Genomic DNA, 18,146 nt, shown 5'->3' with positions numbered 1-18,146 from the left:
TGGCCGCGATGACGCTCGAGGAGAAGACGGCGCAGCTCGTCGGCTACTGGCTCGACCAGAACGGCGTCGTCGCCCCGATGCAGGGCGAGATGGCCGCTGCGCAGGACGGCACCACGCTCGCCGAGATCACGCGGCACGGCATCGGCCAGTTCACCCGTGTCTACGGCACACGGCCCGTCGAACCCGACGAGCGTGCGGCGTGGCTGTGGGCCGAGCAGCGTCGCCTCAAGCGTGAGACCCGTCTCGGCATCCCGGCGCTCGTGCACGAGGAGTGCCTCACCGGGCTGGCCGCGTGGAAGGCCGCGACCTTCCCGACCCCGCTCGCGTGGGGTGCGGCGTTCGACCCGGAGCTCGTCGAGCAGGTCGGCACCGCGATCGGTGACTCGATGCGCGAGCTCGGCGTGCACCAGGGTCTCGCGCCCGTCCTCGACGTCGTCCGCGACCCGCGCTGGGGGCGGGTCGACGAGTGCATCGGCGAGGACCCGTACCTCGTCGGCACGGTCGGCACGGCCTACGTCCGCGGGCTCCAGGCGGCGGGGGTCGACGCGACCCTGAAGCACTTCCTCGGGTACTCGGCGTCGCAGGCGGGACGGAACCACGCGCCCGTGCACGCCGGACCGCGCGAGGTCGCGGACGTGTCGCTGCCGCCGTTCGAGATGGCGCTCCGCGACGGCGGCGCCCGGTCGGTCATGAACTCCTACGCCGAGGTCGACGGGGTGCCGGTCGCCTCCGACCCGGCGCTCCTCACCGACCTGCTGCGGGACCGGCTCGGCTTCGACGGGACGGTCGTCGCCGACTACTTCTCGGTCGCGTTCCTCGAGGTCATGCACGGCGTCGCGGCCGATCGTGGCGAGGCCGCCGCGCTCGCCCTCACCGCCGGGATCGACGTCGAGCTGCCGACCGGAGACGCCTACCTCGGGCCGCTCGTCGAGCGCGTCCGGTCGGGTGCGGTGGACGAGGCACGCGTCGACCGGGCCGTGCTCCGGGTCCTGCGGCAGAAGGAACGGCTGGGGCTGCTCGACCCCGACGCGTTCGAGGACGACGCCCCCGCCGGCGTCGACCTGGACACGCCGCGACACCGGTCGCTCGCGCGGTCGCTCGCCGCGCGGTCGCTCGTCCTGCTGTCGAACGAGCGCGTGGGCGGAGCCGCTGGCGGAGCCGCCGACGGCGCGGCCGCTGCTGGCGGCGCGGCGCCCGTCCTCCCGCTCCCCGCAGGCGCCTCGGTGGCGGTCATCGGCCCGAACGCCGACCGAGCCGAGGCCCTGCAGGGCTGCTACTCCTTCGCGAACCACGTGCTCGCCGCACACCCGGACCTGCCCCTCGGGTTCGCGATCCCCACCGTCCGCGAGGCCCTCGCCGACGCCCTCGGCACCGCTGCCGTGCGGTTCGCCACCGGCTGCTCGGTGACGGGCGAGGACCGCTCCGGCATCGCCGACGCGGTCGCCGTGGCACGGGCCTCGGACGTGGCGGTCGTCGTGGTCGGCGACCAGGCCGGACTCTTCGGGCGCGGCACCGTGGGGGAGGGCAACGACACCGAGTCGCTCGACCTGCCCGGCGTGCAGCGCGAGCTCGTGGAGGCCGTCGTCGCCACCGGCACCCCGACCGTCATGGTGCTCCTGACCGGCCGACCGTACGCGATCGGATGGGCGCTCGACGGACCTGGCCCCCGACCGGCCGCGGTCGTCCAGGCGTTCTTCCCCGGTGAGGCCGGCGGCACCGCGATCGCCGACCTGCTGACGGGGGTGGCATCCCCGTCCGGCCGGCTGCCGGTCACCCTGCCCCGATCCGCGGGCGCGCAGCCGTACACCTACCTGCACCCGCGGCTCGGCGGGCCGTCCGACGTCACGGCGGCGGACTCGACGCCCGTGCGACCGTTCGGCTTCGGCCTCGGGTACACGTCGTTCACGTACGAGGACCTCGTCGTGGACGGGTCCGTCGCGACCTCGGGCGCGTTCTCCGTCGAGGTCACCGTCCGCAACACCGGCGACCGTGACGGTGAGGACGTCGTGCAGCTCTACGGCCACGACGTCGCCGCGTCGGTCACCCGGCCGCTCGTGCAGCTGCTCGGCTACACGCGGGTCGCGGTGCCCGCAGGGGGAGCGGTGCGGGTCCGCTTCGACGTGCCCGTGCAGCGGTTCGGGTTCACCGACCGCGCGATGCGCCGGGTCGTCGAGCCGGGTGACGTCGAGGTGTGGGTCGCGTCGCACGCGGCGGCGTCCCGGCCGGGAGGCACGGTGCACGCCGACGGGATCGTCGCGGTCGGGCGCGGTGCGGGTCCGGCCCCCGTGCCCGGGTCCGCCACGGACCGCGCGGTGGTGCACGTCACCGGCCCGGTGCGCGAGGTGCTGCCGACCGACCGGCGGATCGTGACCGCTGCGGCGGGCTGACGCGCGCGGCTTCGTGGCAGCCCGGCCCACGCCGTCACGGCGTCCGCACGACCGCAGGCACCCCGAACCACGCTGCCTCGTGGTTCGGGTTGCCTCCGGTCGTGCAGCCGTGCGGTGCGGGTCAGGCGGAACGGCGGAGCGTCTCGCGCGGGTACTCGCCGTGCTGCTGGTGGTACGAGGCCGAGAACCGTCCGGCGTGGCCGAAGCCCCAGTGCTTGGCCACGTCGGCGATGCTCGTGGTCACCGGGTCGCCTCGGAGCAGGTCGTCCCGGACGCGGTCGAGGCGCACGCGGCGGATGTAGGCGTTCGGTGAGCAGTCGAAGGTGCGCTGGAACGCGTGCTGCAGCGCGCGGAGGCTCAGCGACGCCACCTGGGCCAGGTCGGTGCTCGTGATCGGCAGGTGGCAGTGCTCGTGGACGTACTCGACCGCCCGTCGCAGGTGCGCGTTGCGGGGGAGCAGCAGCTCGTTCGGCAGCGTCGCCGACACCACCGGGTAGAGCTCGAGCAGGGCCAGCGCACCGAGCCGTCCCATCTCCGCCTGGAGCAGCGGCGAGGCCTTGCCGTCGAGCACCGTGTGCGAGATGAGCTGTACCGCGTTCCGCCAGACCTGCAGCGCCCGGTCGTCCGGACGCACCCGGTGGTCGAGCTGCAGCGACTCCGGGTCGGACCCGCGCTCGCCGGCGACCTCGCGGAGCGCCGAACGGTCCACCTGGACGAGCCGCTGGTCGTAGTCCCGGTAGTCGAACCCCGCACCGCTCTGCGGCCACAGCTGCGGTCGGCCGGGTTCCATGACGATCGGTTCTTCGCCCGGCGGGGTGATCGTCGCCCGGCCGCGTGTCGTCCACTGCACGATGTGGTCATCGGACCGGGACATGGTGCCGGACAGGTGGCCGTCGAACCGGATCGTCCGCAGGGTCATCGCAGCGTCGCCGACGGCCCGGAACCGGAAGCCGAACGGTTCGTCCGTCCGTTCCGCCCGCCACTCGCTGCCGGCGTACTCCTCCGCCAGGAGGTCGCGCGCGACGTCGAGGTCGTCGCTCTGCGAATCGACCTGGACTCGGGTGGGGGTGGGGTGGGTCATGGGGCTACCGGTGCAGCCTGCCCGTCCGCCCGACTTCTGTCCGCGGAGCGCCGAAAGCGGCCAGTGGACTGCACACCCCAGTCCGGGGGCAGGACGACGGTCTGCCGCCGGGCCAGGTGCGCCGTCGTCCGTTGACCGCCGGAGTGCCCGCGTCCCATGATGGGGTCGTCCGAACCGAGGGGAGTCGCCCGTGCCGGAACGATCAGATGCACTGTCCGCCGAGGAGCGGAAGGCGATCCGCGTCCGCGCGGCCGAGCTGAAGAAGCGCGAGGACGGCGACGCTGCCGTCCGCGCGATCATCGGTGACATGACCCCGGACGAGCAGGAGATCGCGCTCCGCATCCACGACGCGATCCTCGAACGGGTGCCCCAGCTGCAGCCCAAGCCGCGCTACGGGCAACCCGCGTACTACCGGGACGGCAAGGTCGTCTGCTTCTTCATGGCCGCGTCGAAGTACGGGACCACGTCGTGCACCTTCGGCTTCGACGACGCCACGCTCGTCCAGGACGGCGGCGTGTGGCCGAGCGCCTACGGGATCACGACCCTCGACGACGAGGACGAAGCGCGGCTGCTCGCGCTCGTCGAACGCGCCGTGGGGTGACGCCTGATCGGCCCGGCTGAGCGGTCGCGGGCCTCCCGATCGGCGGTCACGGCCGCTGCGTGGCCCCGCTCCCGCTGAACGCCTGCTCGTCGGGCGCCACGTCCTTCTGCACCGCGAACTGGGTGCGGTGCAGTTCCTCGTAGCGGCCGCCGACGGCGAGGAGCTCCTCGTGCGTCCCCCGTTCGACGATCGTGCCGTCCTCGACGACGAGGATCTGGTCGGCGCTCCGGATGGTCGAGAGCCGGTGTGCGATGACGAGCGCCGTCCGGGCCTCGAGCGCTTCGCCGAGCGCGGCTTGCACCGCCGCCTCGGACGTCGAGTCGAGAGCGGCGGTGGCCTCGTCGAGGATCACGACCCGGGGTTGCGCGAGCAGGAGTCGGGCGATGGTCATCCGCTGGCGCTCGCCGCCGGAGAGCCGGTACCCGCGCTCACCGACCATGGTGTCGAGCTGGTCCGGCAGCGACCGGACGAGCGGCTCGAGGCGGGCACGACGGACGGCGTCCCAGACCTCGTCGTCGGTCGCGTCCGGTCGTGCGAGGCGGAGGTTCGACCCGATCGTCTCGTGGAACAGGTGGCCGTCCTGCGTGACCATGCCCATGGTGGACCGCAGGGACGCGAACGACACGTCACGGACGTCCGCACCCGCCAGACGGACCGCGCCGGAGTCGACGTCGTACAGGCGCGACAGCAGCTGCGCGATCGTGGACTTCCCGGCACCCGACGTGCCGACGAGCGCGACGGTCTGCCCGGGCTCGATCCGGAAGGAGACGCCGTGCAGCACCTCGTCGCCGCCGCGCGTGTCGAGCGTCGAGACCTCCTCCAGCGAGGCGAGGGAGACCTTGTCCGCCGACGGGTAGGCGAACCGCACGTCGTCGAACTCCACCGCGACCGGTCCGTCCGGCACGGCGACCGCATCGGACTTCTCCTGGATGAGCGGCACGATGTCGAGCACCTCGAACACGCGCTCGAAGCTCACCACCGCGCTCATGATCTCGACCCGGGCGTTCGCGAGACTCGTCAGCGGCACGTAGAGACGGGTGAGGAGGAGTGCCAGCGTCACGACGTCACCCGTGTTGAGCTGCCCGCCGAGCGCCAGTGCCCCGCCGAGGCCGTACACGAGCGCGAGCGCGAGCGCGGCGACGAGCGTCAGCGCCGTGACGAACACGAACTGCAGCATCGCGGTGCGGACCCCGATGTCGCGGACGCGTGCGGCACGGACCCGGAACTCCTCGGACTCCTCGTCCGGCCGCCCGAACAGCTTCACGAGCGTGGCGCCCGGCGCCGAGAAGCGCTCCGTCATCTGGGTGCTCATCGCCGAGTTGTGGTCGGCGGCCTCGCGGCGGAGCGCGGCCAGGCGGGTGCCCATGCGCCGCGCCGGGACGAGGAACAGCGGCAGCATGACCACCGCGATGACCGTGACGAGCCACGAGGTGCTGAGCATCACGATCAGCGTCAGCACGAGCGCCACGAGGTTCGTGACGACGCCGGACAGCGTGCCGCTGAAGGCCTGCTGGGCGCCGATGACGTCGTTGTTGAGGCGGCTGACGAGCGCACCGGTCCGGGTGCGGGTGAAGAACGCGATCGGCATCTTCTGGACGTGGTCGAACACGGCCGTGCGGAGGTCGAGGATCACGCCCTCACCGATCCGTGCCGAGTACCAGCGGGTCAGGAGCGAGGCGCCCGCGTCGGCGACGGCGACGAGGGCGATCACGACGGCGAGCCGGACGATCGTGCCGACCTCGCCGCGAGCGGCGATGACGTCGACCACCTGCCCGGCGAGCACCGGTGTCGCGACCGCGAGGAACGCCCCCACGACCGACAGGGCGATGAAGACGACGAGCTTCCACCGGTACGGCACGGCGAACGTCATGATCCGCCGCAGTGAGGCGCGGGAGAGCCCGTGCTTCCCGTCCTTCGCGGTGGAGATCTTGTAGAGCGAGCTCCAGGCGGCGCCTTCCATGCTCATGGTCGTTCCTCCCTCGGCCGGCGCTCCGTCCGGGCAGCACCGGGGTCCGGGCAAGGATACGGCTCGGCACCGACGTCGCCGGCCGGATCGAGTCGTCCACGGCGGCCCGCGACGGCCCCCTCGACGACGTCGTGCACCGTCCGCTCGACGGACTGCTCCGCGGTGTCGATCCACCAACCGCGGTCACCGAACCCGGAGCGCATCGAGCGCCGAAGCCCCTCGTGGTCGTCGAAGTCGAAACGGTCCGCCGCAGGCCGCTGGGCGTTCCTCGCGCGACAGACCGATCCACCGGGGTCGAGCACCACCAACGACACCGGTACCGCGGGCAGGTGTCCCAGCAGCCGGTCAAGGTGGTCGGCGTCCGGCACGACGCAGTCGATCACCGTCGAGAACCCGGCCCGAGCGAAGTTCGCGCTCAGTGCGCCGACGTTGCGGTAGCAGAGGTCCACCTGACGAGCGGCCTCGTCGGCCGGTTCGCCCAGCGCCCAGACCGCACCGGACACCAGCATCGCCTGCAGGTCGTCCGCCGCGACGCGTGCAGCGTCGTGCAGTGCGCCGGCGAGTCCCCGGCTGACGGTCGATTTCCCCGAACCCGGCGAGCCGGTGACGATCCAGATGCTCGCAGCCGTGTCGACGCCCATGCCTCGAGTGTGCACCGGTCGACCGGCACCCGAGGCGGACCTGCGACGCCGGATGTCCAGGGAACGGCACCGCAGCCCGCCCGGACATCCACCTTTCGACGACGTCGCCCGGACCGCGTGCGTGACGATCGATGCGTTCGTACCGTCATGGTCGAGAGAGCCTCCGGAACAGCCGGGGCCGACCACCGAGGAAGACCCGAGGAACCCGCCGTGACCACGATCGCCGACGCCGACCTGCTGGTCGGACCGAAGAGCGCACACCAGTCCGTGTCCGTCTCCGGACGTCACCACCGGAGCCCGTTCAGCGAGGTCCGTGCAGCACGCCGACAGCGCGCGCTCGCCGTGGTCTCGGTCTGCACGGGGATCGTGTCGGTGTCGGTCGCGGCGTCGGCCGCCGTCGTCCTCGGACTGGGAGCGTGAACCGCATGCCCGGACCGTCGCTCGAGGAACTCCGCCGCGACCCGCGAGAGTGGCACCGCCGCGGCCTCACCCACCCCGCCGTGCTGCGTGCCATGGTGGTGGCGCGGGTGAACGGCCACGACGGTCCCGTGCAGGAGCCGTCCTACGCCGACTTCTTCGCCGGCTGATCCGAAGGACACATGACCTCCACGACCCTCACCTCCACGCGGAGCCCGACCGACGCGCAACGCGCCGTGGTCGACGCCGCCGACGCCCTGTTCTCCGAGCACGGCATCGGGCCGGTGTCGACCGAGGACGTCGCTCGGCGGGCCGGACTCGACCCGTCCGCCGTGGTCGCGGCCTACCCGACGCAGCACGACCTCGTCGTCGCCGTGCTCCAGCGGTGGCACGCGGCGTGGACCGCAGCACTCGAACGGATCGCCGCCGAGGCCGAGGACCCGCGGGACGAGGTCCTCGCCGTGTTCGACCACCTCGAGCGGTGCTTCGCCGCGGACGACTGGCGCGGCTGCGCGTTCATCAACCTCCACGCCGAGCTCGGACGGCAGGACCCCGAGATCGCCGAACTCGCGCGGGAGCACGTGCGGCAGGTCGAGCAGCACCTGACGCAGGTCTGCTCCCGTGCCGGGCTCCCCGCCCACGTCGCGCAGACGATCGTGCTGCTGGTGGAGGGTGCCCGGGTCGACTCGGCCGTGCAGCGCTCTCCGCAGGCGGCGCGGACCGCCCGGCTCGGGGCCGCGATGCTCATGGCCGTCTACGAGGCCGACCACTCCGCCTGACCCGACGCCCGCCGACCTCCACGCCCGCCAGCCCCGACGCCCGCCAGCCCGGACGGCTGTCGGGCGTGTCAGCATGGAGCGTGCTGACGGTCGCGGTCCTCGTCCTCGCCGGCGTCGTGGCCGGCATCATCGGCACGGCCGGCGGCATCACGTCGCTCGTGGCGTACCCGGCGCTCCTGGCGGTCGGACTCCCGCCGTTCGCCGCGAACGTCACGAACTCCGTGGCCCTGCTCGGCAGCGGCGCGAGTTCTGCGTTCCGCGCGCGGGAACAGCTCCGCGACCACCCCACCACGATCCGGCGGTGGCTGCCCCTGACCGTCGGCGCCTCGACGGCGGGTGCCGTGCTGCTCGTCGTCACCCCGGCGCACCTCTTCGACCGGATCGTCCCGTTCCTGGTGCTCGCGGGCGGCGCCCTGCTCCTGCTCCAGCCGGTCCTCGACCGACGTCGCCGCCGCGCGCCGACCGGAGCAACAGCGCCGACCGGAGCAGCAGCGCCGACCGGAGCAGCAGCACCGACCGGGACCGGGGCGGCCGTGCCGAGCATCGCCGGGGTCGGCCTCTACAACGGGTACTTCGGAGCCGGTGCGGGCGTGCTGATGATCGCCGTGCTGCTCCTCACGGGCGAGCCGGACCTGCCCCGCGCCAACGCCGTGAAGAACGTCCTCCTCCTGGCGGCCGACCTCGTCCCCGCCGTGGTGTTCGCCGTGTCCGGGCACGTCGTGTGGTCCGCGGCGCTGGCACTCGGGGCGGGCGCGGTCGTCGGCGGCCTGATCGGACCGACGGTGGCGGGGCGCGTGCCGCACGGGGTGCTGCGCATCGCGATCGCGGGCTGCTCGGTCGCGCTCGCCGTGTACCTGTTCGTCACCGTCGGCTGACCCGGGGACGACCACCGCCCCGCCCCGGCGGACCGGGGCGGGGCGGTGGTGCAGGACCGTCAGGCAGCCGCCGAACGGTACCGCTCGAGGACCTCGGGGCGCGGGTCCGCCGCGATCGTCGTCGTCGCGATGCTCCACGACGGCAGGGAGCCCGTGAGCACCCACGCCGCCTGCCGGGCAGCACCGGCGGCGACGTACTCTCCCGGCTCCGGCAGTTCGACGTCGCGGCCGAACACCTGCGCCGCGACGACGCGGACGGCCTCGTTCCGTGCGGCACCGCCGATGAGCAGCAGACGGGACACCTCGACGCCGGTGCCCTCGACGGCGGCCAGACCGTCGGCGAGGGCGCAGAGCATCCCCTCGACGGCGGCGCGGGCGAGGTGCGCCCGGTCGGTGGTCGCCGGGGTCATGCCGAGCAGGGACGCGGTCGCGTCCGGTCGGTTCGGGGTGCGTTCGCCGACGAAGTACGGCACCAGGACGAGTCCGTCGGCACCGGCGGGCGCCTGCAGCGCCAGCTCGCCGAGGGCGTCGTGGTCGACGCCGAGGAGACCGCCGACCACCTCGAGCACGCGGGCCGCGTTGAGCGTCGTGACGATCGGGAGGCGCGACCCGGTCCCGTCGGCGAAACCCGCCACGGTCCCGCTCGGGTCCGTCACCTCGGTGTCGGTCACGCCGAAGACGGTGCCGCTCGTGCCGAGGGACACCGCGACGTCACCCGGGCCCAGCCCGAGGCCGAGCGCTGCCCCGGCGTTGTCGCCGAGTCCCGCGCCGACGACCAGCCCGGCGCGAGCTACCGCTCCGCCGGGCAGCTCGACGTCGCCGTCGAGCGCGCCCATCGCGTCGTCCGGCGCGACCACCCGCGGCACCACCACGGCCTCCGCAGCGCCGCCGGCACCAGCGGCGACCCGCAGACCACGGCCGAGCGCGGCCTCGAACAGCTCCCCGTCGTACTCGCGGCGCACCGGGTCCCAGTACGCCGTGCCGCTGGCGTCCGAGCCGTCGGTCGCGAGCGCGTCGAGGTCGGGGCCGAGCGGGCTCTCGTCCGCCGGACCGTACCCGCGCAGCCGCCACGACAGCCAGTCGTGGGGGAGTGCGACGGCCGCGACGCGCGCCGCGTTCTCCGGCTCCGCCTCGCGGAGCCACCGCAGCTTCGTGCCGGTGAACGAGGCCACCGGGACCAGCCCCGAGCGGGCGACCCATGCCTCCCGGCCGAGTTCGCCGACCATCTGCGCGGCCGCGTCCGCACTGCGCACGTCGTTCCAGAGGAGCGCGTCGCGCACCACGCGACCGTCCGCGTCGAGCGCCACCATGCCGTGCTGCTGCCCCGCGACCGCGACGGCCGCGATGTCGTCGAACCCGCCGGCGTCCGCGATCGCGGCGCCGAGCGCGTCCCACCAGTGGCGGGGGTCGACGGACGTGCCGTCCGGGTGGGCCGCTCGGCCCTCCCGGACGACCGCGCCGGTGTCGGCGTCGCGGATCGTGACCTTGCAGGACTGGGTCGACGAGTCGACCCCGGCGACGAGGGTCACCGAGCGCCCATGAGGTGCTCGATCGCGAGCTGCTGGAGGCGCACGAAGCCGAAGCCCTTGCCGCCGAAGTAGGCGTCGGTGTCGAAGTCCTCGAAGGCGGAGCGGTCGGCGAGGAAGTCGTCGTACGACTCGCCGCTGTTCAGCGTCGGGGTGCTCAGCTCGTCGACCTTCGCGGCGGACAGGGCCTCCTGGACCTCGGGGTCGGCGCGGAACGCCTGCGCACGCTCCTTGAGGAGGAGGTACATGCGCATGTTCGCCTTCGCCGAGTCCCAGACGCCCGTGATGTCCTCGGTGCGCGACGGCTTGTAGTCGAAGTGGCGGGGGCCGTCGTAGGCCTGGCCGCCCTGCGGTGCGCCGTGCTCGAGCAGGTCGACGAGCGAGAACGCGTTCTGCAGGTCGCCGTGGCCGAACACGAGGTCCTGGTCGTACTTGATGCCGCGCTGCCCGTTGAGGTCGATGTGGAAGAGCTTGCCCTGGTAGAGCGCCTGGGCGATGCCAGCCGTGAAGTTCAGCCCGGCCATCTGCTCGTGGCCGACCTCGGGGTTGATGCCGAAGAGCTCCGGGCGCTCGAGCGTCTCGGTGAAGGCGATCGCGTGGCCGAGGGTGGGCAGGAGGATGTCACCGCGGGGCTCGTTCGGCTTCGGCTCGATCGCGAAGCGGATGTCGTAGCCCTTGTCGGTGACGTACTGGGCGAGGAGGTTGACGGCCTCGCGGTAGCGCTCGAGCGCCGCCTGGACGTCCTTGGCGGAGTCGTACTCCGAGCCCTCACGGCCACCCCACATGACGAACGTCTTCGCACCGAGCTCGGCGGCCAGGTCGAGGTTGCGGAGCACCTTGCGGAGGGCGAAGCGACGGACGTTCCGGTCGTTCGAGGTGAAGCCGCCGTCCTTGAAGACGGGCGCCGAGAACAGGTTCGTCGTGACCATCGGCACGATGATGCCGGTCGACTCGAGGGCGCCCTTCAGGCGGTCGATCTGTGCCTGACGCTCGGCGTCGGTCGAGCCGAACGCGAACAGGTCGTCGTCGTGGAAGGTCAGGCCGTAGGCGCCGATCTCGTCGAGCTTCTCGACCGCCTCGACCACGTCGAGCGCGGGCCGGGTCGGGCCGCCGAACGGGTCGGAGCCGTTGTAGCCGATGGTCCAGAGACCGAAGGAGAACTTGTCGTCACGGGTGGGCGTCGTTGCCATGGTGGATCACCGTTCGTCGTCGAAACAAAATGTTGCCGCGCCCAACATAAGCGGTAGTGTTGACTCTGGCAAGCGTGATCGCAAAGGAGCGAACGAATGGCATCGGACCGACAGGCGCAGGATCGACTGCGTGTGGCGATGGTGGGCCACGGCTTCATGGGAGCCGCCCACTCGCAGGGGTGGCGGACCGCCCCCAGGTTCTTCGACCTCGGGGTCGAACCGGAGATGGCGGTGATCGTCGGCCGTGACCCGGAGCGGACCGAGGCGGCCCGACGGCAGTACGGCTGGCAGACCGCGTCGACCGACTGGCGCGCTGCCGTCACGGACCCGGACATCGACGTGGTGGACATCTGCTCGCCCGGCTCGTCGCACGTCGAGGTGGCCGTCGCCGCGCTCGAGGCCGGCAAGCACGTGCTCTGCGAGAAGCCCCTCGCGAACTCGGTCGCCGAGGCCGAGGCGATGACCGCGGCCGCCGCCGCTGCGCGGGCGTCGGGCGTCCGCTCGATGGTCGGCTTCAGCTACCGTCGGGTGCCCGCCATCGCCTTCGCGAAGCGGCTGGTGGAGGCCGGGAGGCTCGGCACCGTCCGACAGGTCCGCGCGCTCTACCTGCAGGACTGGTTGGCAGATCCCGACGGCCCGATGACCTGGCGACTCGACAAGTCGCTCGCGGGCTCCGGCTCGCTCGGCGACATCGGCGCGCATGCGATCGACCTCGTGGAGCACGTCACGGGGGCGTCGCTCGCCACGGTCTCGGGCACGCTCGAGACCTTCGTGACCGAGCGGCCGCTCATGGCGGAGGGCGTCGGGCTGTCCGGCACCGCCTCCGAGGAGCGTGGCCAGGTGACGGTCGATGACGCCGCGTTCTTCACCGCACGGCTCGCGGGCGGCGCTGCCGACGGTGCGATCGGCACGTTCGAGGCCACGCGGTACGCGACCGGCCGGAAGAACGGTCTCACGCTGGAGATCAGCGGGTCGGCCGGCGCGATCCAGTTCGACCTCGAGTCGATGAACGAGCTGCGCTTCTACGACGCCACCGCCCCGGCGGGCGAGCAGGGCTTCCAACGGATCATCGTGACCGAGCCCGAGCACCCCTACATGGCGGCGTGGTGGCCGACCGGACACCTCATCGGGTACGAGCACACCTTCAGCCACGAGGTGAAGGACTTCGTGCAGGCGATCGTGGCGGGCGAAGACCCGTCCCCGTCGTTCGAGGAGGGGCTGCACGTGCAGCGGGTCCTCGACGCGGTCGAGCGCAGCGCGGCCGACGGCAGCGCCTGGACGGTGATCTGAATGGCGGACACCAGGAAGGCCCTCGTCGTCCGCGGCGGGTGGGACGGCCACATGCCGGTCGAGACCACCGACCTGTTCGTCCCGTTCCTCCGGGACAACGGCTTCGACGTCCGTGTCGAGGACGGCACCGCGGTGTACGCCGACGAGTCCGTCATGGGCTCCGTCGACCTCATCGTTCAGGTCGTGACGATGTCGACCATCGCCGACGACGAGTTTGCCGGACTCCAGCAGGCGGTCCTCGGCGGTGCGGGCCTCGCGGGGTGGCACGGCGGGATCGCGGACGCGTTCCGGAACACCGCCGACTACCTGCACATGGTCGGCGGGCAGTTCGCGCACCACGCGGCGAAGCCTCCGGCGGAGCGCACCGGCGAGCAGTCCGACAACTACATCCCCTACACGGTGCACATCACCGAGGCGGGGCACGAGCACCCGATCACGCAGGGCATCGAGGACTTCGACCTCGTGACCGAGCAGTACTGGGTGCTCTCCGACGAGTACAACGACGTGCTGGCGACGACCACGCAGGAGGCCCGGGACTTCGACGCCTGGAACCGCCCGGTCACCGCCCCCGCGATCTGGACCCGGCAGTGGGGGCAGGGGCGCGTGTTCGTCTCGGCTCCCGGGCACCGGCTCGAGGTCGTCGAGTCGCAGCCGCTCCGCACCATCATCGAGAGGGGACTCCTGTGGGCAGCCCGGTGAACGACCGACCGTTGCGGGTGGGGGTCGTCGGCGTCGGCGTCATCAGCCAGCAGTACTTCGAGCACTTCCCGGCGCTGCCCGGGCTCGAGCTCACCGCCGTCGCGGACATCGACGTCGCCCGGGCGCGGTCGGTCGGCGAGGCCCAGGGCGTCCGGGGGTCCTCGGTCGACGACCTCCTCGGAGCGGACGACGTCGACGTCGTGCTCAACCTGACGATCCCCGCCGCGCACGCCGAGGTCGCCACGCGGGCGCTGGAGTCCGGCAAGCACGTGTACGGCGAGAAGCCGCTCGCGATGTCCACCGCGGAGGCGCAGCCCGTGCTCGACCTCGCCCGACGCGCAGGCCTGCGGGTCGGCAGCGCACCGGACACCGTGCTCGGCACCGGGATCCAGACCGCCCGCGCGGCGCTCGACGACGGGCTGATCGGCACGCCGGTCGGCGCCGCGGTGTCGTGGTCCGCCCCCGGACACGAGCTCTGGCACCCGGCGCCCGCGTTCTACTACCAGCCCGGCGGCGGCCCGCTGCTCGACATGGGGCCGTACTACCTCACGAGCCTCGTGCAGTTCTTCGGCCCGGTGGTCCGCGTGAGCGGCGCCTCCACACGGTCGGACCGCGAGCGCACGATCGCGACCGGACCCGCTGCGGGCACCCCGCTCCGGGTCGACATCGACACGCACGTCGTCGCGGTCCTGGAACACGCGGACGGGGTCGTCTCCACGGTCACGGTGTCGTTCGAGGTCTGGGCCACGCGGGCACCGCTGTTCGAGGTGTACGGCACGTCCGGCACCCTCGGCGTGCCGGACCCGAACCGGTTCTCCGACCCGGTGTCCATCGCGACCGCCGACGACCGCGAGTGGCGTGAGCTGCCCGTGACCGCCGGCTACGCGGACGCCGGGCGGGGCTACGGGCTCGCCGACATGGCGCACGCGATCGCGACCGACCGGCCGCACCGGGCGAGCGGCGACCTCGCGTTCCACGTGCTCGAGGTGATGGAGGCCGTCGCGACCGCCGCCCGCGAGCACACCGTGGTCGAGGTGCGCTCGCACGTCGACCGCCCCGACACGGTGCCCGCGGGCGCCACCCCCGGGTCCTGGTGACCCGCTCGACAGGCGAGGAAGGACGACGACGATGACGACGACGGACGGAACCGACGAGACGGGGACGACCCGCGCCTCCAGGCCGGTCACCCTGTTCACCGGCCAGTGGGCCGACCTGCCCTTCGAGGAGGTGGCGCGCCTCGCCGGCGAGTGGGGCTACGACGGACTGGAGATCGCCTGCTGGGGTGACCACCTCGACGTCCGGCGCGCAGCGACGGACCCCGAGTACGTGGCGGACCGCAAGGCGATCCTGGAGCGCAACGGCCTCGAGGTCTGGACGATCGCGAACCACCTGGTCGGGCAGGCCGTGTGCGACGACCCGATCGACCAGCGGCACCAGGACATCGTGCCGGAGCACGTGTGGGGCGACGGCGACCCCGAGGGCGTCCGGCAGCGGGCCGCCGAGGAGCTGCAGTGGACGGCCCGCGCCGCCGCTGCCCTCGGGGTCCGCACGGTCACCGGGTTCTCGGGCTCGTCGATCTGGAAGACCGTCGCCGGGTTCCCGCCCGTGCCGCCGGGCATGATCGACGCCGGCTACCAGGACTTCCACGACCGCTGGTCGCCGATCCTCGACGTGTTCGAGGAGGTCGGCGTGCGGTTCGCCCTCGAGGTGCACCCGTCCGAGATCGCCTACGACTACTGGACGGCTCGTCGGACCCTCGACGTCTTCGCGGACCGGCGGGCGTTCGGGTTCAACTTCGACCCGTCGCACTTCGTGTGGCAGGACCTCGACCCCGCCGCGTTCCTGCTCGACTTCGCCGACCGCGTGTACCACGTGCACTGCAAGGAGTCGGTGAAGCAGCTCGACGGGCGGAACGGACGCCTGTCGTCGCACCTGCCGTGGGGCGACCCCCGGCGGGGCTGGGACTTCGTCACCGCCGGCCACGGGGACGTGCCGTGGGAGCGGGTGTTCCGCGTGCTGAACCACATCGGGTACGACGGGCCGACCAGCGTCGAGTGGGAGGACGCCGGCATGGACCGGCTCGTCGGCGGCCCCGAGGCGCTCGCGTTCGTGCGCCAGCTCGGGACGATCGCCCCGCCGGACGCCGCGTTCGACGCCGCGTTCTCGCGCTCGCGCTGAGCGGCGGTCGCGGTCTTGCTGCCGAGTCTCGTGCACAGCGACGTCTCTCGCGCGGATCGGCGCGAGAGACGTCGCTGACCGCGAGACTCGGGCCGACGGAGAACCGCCCGCCCACCACCCCCCACCACGAAGGAGGACCGCATGGCACCGCAGACCGCGCCCGGCAACGCCGCGCGCGTCCTCCGACTCGTGCACGAGGAGGGCCCGATCAGCCGCGCCGAACTCACCCGGCGCACGGGGCTGAACCGCTCGACGACCCTCGCGCTCGTCGGCGAGCTCGTCGACCTCGGCCTCGTGCACGAGGAGGCACCGCCCGCAGGACTCCGCGGCACCGGGGTCGGTCGACCGAGTCCGGTGGTGCGGGCCTCGGCGGACGTCGTGGCCGCGGCGGCGGTGGTCGAGATCGACGCCGTCACGGTCGCACTCGTCGGCCTCGACGGCTCCGTCCGCCACCACCGCACCGCCCCGCAGGACCGCCCGCCGACCGGGTCGGAGGCCGTCGACACGATCGCGGCGCTGCTCGAGGAACTGACGGCCGGAGCGGGCGAGCGCGCGGCCGGAGCGGGCGACCGCGTGCCCACGGTCCGCGTCGTCGGCATCGGTGTCGCCGTCCCGGGCACCGTCCGGGTCGAGGACGGCACCGTCCAGTACGCCCCGCACCTCGGCTGGCGCGACGAACCCGTCGCCGGACCCCTGGCCGAGCGCACCGACCTCCCGGTGGCCGTCGCGAACGACGCCAACCTCGGCGCGTGGGCGGAACGACTCGCCGGGAGCGGTCGCGGCGTCGACGACCTCGTGTACCTCAACGGTGGCGCGAGCGGCATCGGTGGCGGCGTCATCGCCGCCGCCCGGCCCCTGAGCGGCGCCGACGGGTACGCCGGCGAGCTCGGCCACACCTTCGTCGCGGCGAACGGCATCCGCTGCCACTGCGGCGCGGTCGGGTGCCTCGAGACCGAGGCCTCCCGCGAAGCCCTCACGACCGCGGCCGGCACGGCACCGGACGACCTCCGTGGCCTCGCCGCGGCGCTCGCCGAGGGACGACCGGAGCTCGAGGCCGTCGTCGACCGCCAGGTGTCCGCGCTCGCCACCGCCCTGCGCAACGCGATCCACACCGTCAACCCCGAGGTCGTCGTGCTCGGCGGCTTCCTCGGAGTGCTCCTCGTGCACGTCGGCGACCGGATCCTCGACGCCGTCCGGGCGCAGTCGATGCCCGGCACCGCCGATCGGCTGCGCATCGTCCCCGCGGCCCTCGGTGACGACGTCCTGACCCGCGGGGCGGCCGAGGTCGGCTTCCGGGACCTCCTGCGCGACCCGGCCGCGGTGGCGCGGAACCGCCCGGCCGCGGTGGCGCGGAACCGCCCCGCCGCGGTCGTCCGCGCGAGCCCCGCCCCCAGCACGCACGACCCCCGGACCGACCGCGACGCAGCGGTCGAGGAAGCGAGACCCGCATGACCACGCAGCTCCCGGAGCACCAGCGCACGAGCGTGCTCCTCGGCACCCAGGACCTCACGGTCGAGGAGCGCCCCGTCCCGACACCGGAGCCCGGCGACGTGCTCGTCCGTGTCGCGGCGGTCGGTGTCTGCGGCTCGGACGTCCACTACTACCGGCACGGGCGGATCGGCGACTTCGTGGTCGAGGAGCCCCTCGTCCTCGGTCACGAGCTGTCCGGCACGATCGTCGCCGTGGGCGAGGGCGTCGACGCCTCCCGTGTCGGCGAGCGCGTCGCGGTCGAACCGCAGCGGCCGTGCCACCGGTGCGCGCAGTGCCTCGCCGGGCGGTACAACCTCTGCCCGAACATGCGGTTCTACGCGACGCCGCCGGTCGACGGCGCCTTCACGGAGTACGTCACGATCGAGTCGGTGTTCGCACACACCCTGCCGGACACGGTCTCGTTCGAGGCCGGTGCGCTCCTGGAGCCCCTGTCGGTCGGGATCGCGGCGGCCCGCAAGGCCGGCATCGTCCCCGGCTCGTCGGTGCTCATCGCCGGTGCGGGTCCGATCGGCGTGATCTGCGCGCAGGTCGCCCGGGCCTTCGGCGCGACGCGCATCCTCGTGAGCGACCTCGTCGCCGAGCGTCGGGAGCGCGCGCTGTCGTTCGGCGCGACGGAGGTCGTCGACCCGACCGCGGTCGACGTCACCGCGGACATCGTGCCGGTCGACGCCTTCATCGACGCGAGCGGTGCGCCCCGCGCGGTCTCCGACGGCATCAAGGCGGTCGGACCCGCCGGCGCCGCGGTCCTCGTCGGGCTCGGCAACTCCGAGATGACGCTGCCCGTCGAGCACATCCAGAACCTCGAGGTCACCGTGACGGGGATCTTCCGGTACACGAACACCTGGCCGGTGGCGATCGGGCTGGTGGCGTCCGGGCAGGTCGACCTCGACGCGCTCGTCACGGGGCGCTACGGCCTCGACGACGTCCGGGAAGCCCTGGAGAGCGACACCGACCCGGCCTCGCTCAAGTCGGTCGTCCACCCGGGCGGCGTGCCCGCCTGACCACCGCGCTCGACTAGGTTCGTC

General features: G+C 73.1%; 17 protein-coding genes. 12 read left to right on the top strand and 5 right to left on the bottom strand.

The genetic code is table 11. The features are described from left to right. Positions 1-8 precede the first annotated feature (8 nt). On the top strand, positions 9-2,387 hold the full coding sequence (locus ACIPYW_RS02095) for a glycoside hydrolase family 3 N-terminal domain-containing protein (protein WP_400412486.1): 2,379 nt from the start codon (positions 9-11) through the stop codon (positions 2,385-2,387). A 121-nt stretch (positions 2,388-2,508) separates the two neighbouring features. Here the strand turns inward: ACIPYW_RS02095 and ACIPYW_RS02090 are convergent, their stop codons facing one another. Further along, on the bottom strand, positions 2,509-3,468 hold the full coding sequence (locus ACIPYW_RS02090; RefSeq protein WP_400410337.1) for an AraC family transcriptional regulator: 960 nt from the start codon (positions 3,466-3,468) through the stop codon (positions 2,509-2,511). A 190-nt stretch (positions 3,469-3,658) separates the two neighbouring features. Between ACIPYW_RS02090 and ACIPYW_RS02085 the strand changes: the two genes are divergently transcribed. Then, on the top strand, positions 3,659-4,069 hold the full coding sequence (locus ACIPYW_RS02085; RefSeq protein ID WP_400410336.1) for a hypothetical protein: 411 nt from the start codon (positions 3,659-3,661) through the stop codon (positions 4,067-4,069). 46 nt (positions 4,070-4,115) lie between these two features. Here ACIPYW_RS02085 and ACIPYW_RS02080 read toward each other — a convergent pair whose 3' ends face one another. Both ACIPYW_RS02080 and ACIPYW_RS02075 read right to left on the bottom strand, forming a co-directional pair. Continuing rightward, positions 4,116-6,035, bottom strand: a complete 1,920-nt coding sequence (locus tag ACIPYW_RS02080; protein WP_400410334.1) for an ABC transporter ATP-binding protein — start codon at positions 6,033-6,035, stop codon at positions 4,116-4,118. After that, positions 6,032-6,676 carry an ATP-binding protein gene (locus ACIPYW_RS02075; protein ID WP_400410332.1) on the bottom strand — a complete coding sequence of 215 codons (645 nt, stop codon included), beginning with the start codon at positions 6,674-6,676 and terminating at the stop codon, positions 6,032-6,034. The genes ACIPYW_RS02080 and ACIPYW_RS02075 overlap by 4 nt, the downstream gene beginning before the upstream one ends. A gap of 210 nt (positions 6,677-6,886) precedes the next feature. Here ACIPYW_RS02075 and ACIPYW_RS02070 point away from each other — a divergent pair, with 210 nt between their 5' ends. The 4 genes from ACIPYW_RS02070 to ACIPYW_RS02055 all read left to right on the top strand — a co-directional run bounded on the left by ACIPYW_RS02070 (position 6,887) and on the right by ACIPYW_RS02055 (position 8,747). Further along, a complete protein-coding gene (locus tag ACIPYW_RS02070; protein ID WP_400410330.1) occupies positions 6,887-7,096 on the top strand; it encodes a hypothetical protein in 210 nt (69 codons plus the stop codon). Positions 7,097-7,101: 5 nt separating this feature from the next. Next, positions 7,102-7,263: a hypothetical protein gene (locus tag ACIPYW_RS02065; protein WP_400410328.1), complete on the top strand. Its 162-nt coding sequence runs from the start codon at positions 7,102-7,104 to the stop codon at positions 7,261-7,263. Between the two features lie 12 nt (positions 7,264-7,275). After that, positions 7,276-7,872 (top strand): TetR/AcrR family transcriptional regulator, encoded by a 597-nt coding sequence (locus tag ACIPYW_RS02060; protein WP_400410326.1) that lies wholly within the window; start codon positions 7,276-7,278, stop codon positions 7,870-7,872. Positions 7,873-7,937: 65 nt separating this feature from the next. Then, entirely contained in the window at positions 7,938-8,747 is an 810-nt protein-coding gene (locus ACIPYW_RS02055) for a sulfite exporter TauE/SafE family protein (RefSeq protein ID WP_400410325.1), read from the top strand. A gap of 59 nt (positions 8,748-8,806) precedes the next feature. On the opposite strand, the gene ACIPYW_RS02050 is transcribed toward ACIPYW_RS02055, so the two are convergent. Then, positions 8,807-10,276: an FGGY family carbohydrate kinase gene (locus ACIPYW_RS02050; RefSeq protein ID WP_400410323.1), complete on the bottom strand. Its 1,470-nt coding sequence runs from the start codon at positions 10,274-10,276 to the stop codon at positions 8,807-8,809. Beyond that, on the bottom strand, positions 10,273-11,463 hold the full coding sequence (gene xylA, locus ACIPYW_RS02045) for a xylose isomerase (protein WP_400410321.1): 1,191 nt from the start codon (positions 11,461-11,463) through the stop codon (positions 10,273-10,275). The genes ACIPYW_RS02050 and xylA overlap by 4 nt, the downstream gene beginning before the upstream one ends. Before the next feature lie 96 nt (positions 11,464-11,559). On the opposite strand from xylA, the gene ACIPYW_RS02040 reads away from it, so the two are divergent. The 6 genes from ACIPYW_RS02040 to ACIPYW_RS02015 all read left to right on the top strand — a co-directional run bounded on the left by ACIPYW_RS02040 (position 11,560) and on the right by ACIPYW_RS02015 (position 18,122). After that, positions 11,560-12,753: a Gfo/Idh/MocA family protein gene (locus ACIPYW_RS02040; protein WP_400410319.1), complete on the top strand. Its 1,194-nt coding sequence runs from the start codon at positions 11,560-11,562 to the stop codon at positions 12,751-12,753. Further along, complete coding sequence (locus tag ACIPYW_RS02035; protein ID WP_400410317.1) at positions 12,754-13,452, top strand: ThuA domain-containing protein; 699 nt, start codon at positions 12,754-12,756, stop codon at positions 13,450-13,452. After that, positions 13,437-14,549, top strand: a complete 1,113-nt coding sequence (locus ACIPYW_RS02030) for a Gfo/Idh/MocA family protein (RefSeq protein ID WP_400410315.1) — start codon at positions 13,437-13,439, stop codon at positions 14,547-14,549. Before ACIPYW_RS02035 ends, ACIPYW_RS02030 begins: the two co-directional genes overlap by 16 nt. A 31-nt stretch (positions 14,550-14,580) precedes the next feature. After that, positions 14,581-15,630: a sugar phosphate isomerase/epimerase family protein gene (locus ACIPYW_RS02025; RefSeq protein WP_400410313.1), complete on the top strand. Its 1,050-nt coding sequence runs from the start codon at positions 14,581-14,583 to the stop codon at positions 15,628-15,630. Between the two features lie 141 nt (positions 15,631-15,771). Then, complete coding sequence (locus ACIPYW_RS02020; protein ID WP_400410311.1) at positions 15,772-17,082, top strand: ROK family protein; 1,311 nt, start codon at positions 15,772-15,774, stop codon at positions 17,080-17,082. Next, positions 17,079-18,122, top strand: a complete 1,044-nt coding sequence (locus ACIPYW_RS02015; protein ID WP_400410310.1) for an NAD(P)-dependent alcohol dehydrogenase — start codon at positions 17,079-17,081, stop codon at positions 18,120-18,122. The genes ACIPYW_RS02020 and ACIPYW_RS02015 overlap by 4 nt, the downstream gene beginning before the upstream one ends. The last annotated feature ends 24 nt before the right edge of the window (positions 18,123-18,146 follow it).

This window comes from Curtobacterium sp. NPDC089689 (assembly GCF_044749145.1).
Taxonomy (GTDB): domain Bacteria; phylum Actinomycetota; class Actinomycetes; order Actinomycetales; family Microbacteriaceae; genus Curtobacterium.
Note: the sequence above shows the minus strand (reverse complement) of the source record. Positions and strands in the feature narration are given on the sequence as shown.

What these genes read in the sequence shown, in the direction of transcription:
- ACIPYW_RS02095 (WP_400412486.1), top strand. Translation starts at nt 9, where the DNA reads ATGACGCTCGAGGAGAAGACGGCGCAGCTCGTCGGCTACTGGCTCGAC.
- ACIPYW_RS02090 (WP_400410337.1), bottom strand. Translation starts at nt 3,468, where the DNA reads ATGACCCACCCCACCCCCACCCGAGTCCAGGTCGATTCGCAGAGCGAC.
- ACIPYW_RS02080 (WP_400410334.1), bottom strand. Translation starts at nt 6,035, where the DNA reads ATGAGCATGGAAGGCGCCGCCTGGAGCTCGCTCTACAAGATCTCCACC.
- ACIPYW_RS02075 (WP_400410332.1), bottom strand. Translation starts at nt 6,676, where the DNA reads ATGGGCGTCGACACGGCTGCGAGCATCTGGATCGTCACCGGCTCGCCG.
- ACIPYW_RS02065 (WP_400410328.1), top strand. Translation starts at nt 7,102, where the DNA reads ATGCCCGGACCGTCGCTCGAGGAACTCCGCCGCGACCCGCGAGAGTGG.
- ACIPYW_RS02060 (WP_400410326.1), top strand. Translation starts at nt 7,276, where the DNA reads ATGACCTCCACGACCCTCACCTCCACGCGGAGCCCGACCGACGCGCAA.
- xylA (WP_400410321.1), bottom strand. Translation starts at nt 11,463, where the DNA reads ATGGCAACGACGCCCACCCGTGACGACAAGTTCTCCTTCGGTCTCTGG.
- ACIPYW_RS02040 (WP_400410319.1), top strand. Translation starts at nt 11,560, where the DNA reads ATGGCATCGGACCGACAGGCGCAGGATCGACTGCGTGTGGCGATGGTG.
- ACIPYW_RS02035 (WP_400410317.1), top strand. Translation starts at nt 12,754, where the DNA reads ATGGCGGACACCAGGAAGGCCCTCGTCGTCCGCGGCGGGTGGGACGGC.
- ACIPYW_RS02025 (WP_400410313.1), top strand. Translation starts at nt 14,581, where the DNA reads ATGACGACGACGGACGGAACCGACGAGACGGGGACGACCCGCGCCTCC.
- ACIPYW_RS02020 (WP_400410311.1), top strand. Translation starts at nt 15,772, where the DNA reads ATGGCACCGCAGACCGCGCCCGGCAACGCCGCGCGCGTCCTCCGACTC.
- ACIPYW_RS02015 (WP_400410310.1), top strand. Translation starts at nt 17,079, where the DNA reads ATGACCACGCAGCTCCCGGAGCACCAGCGCACGAGCGTGCTCCTCGGC.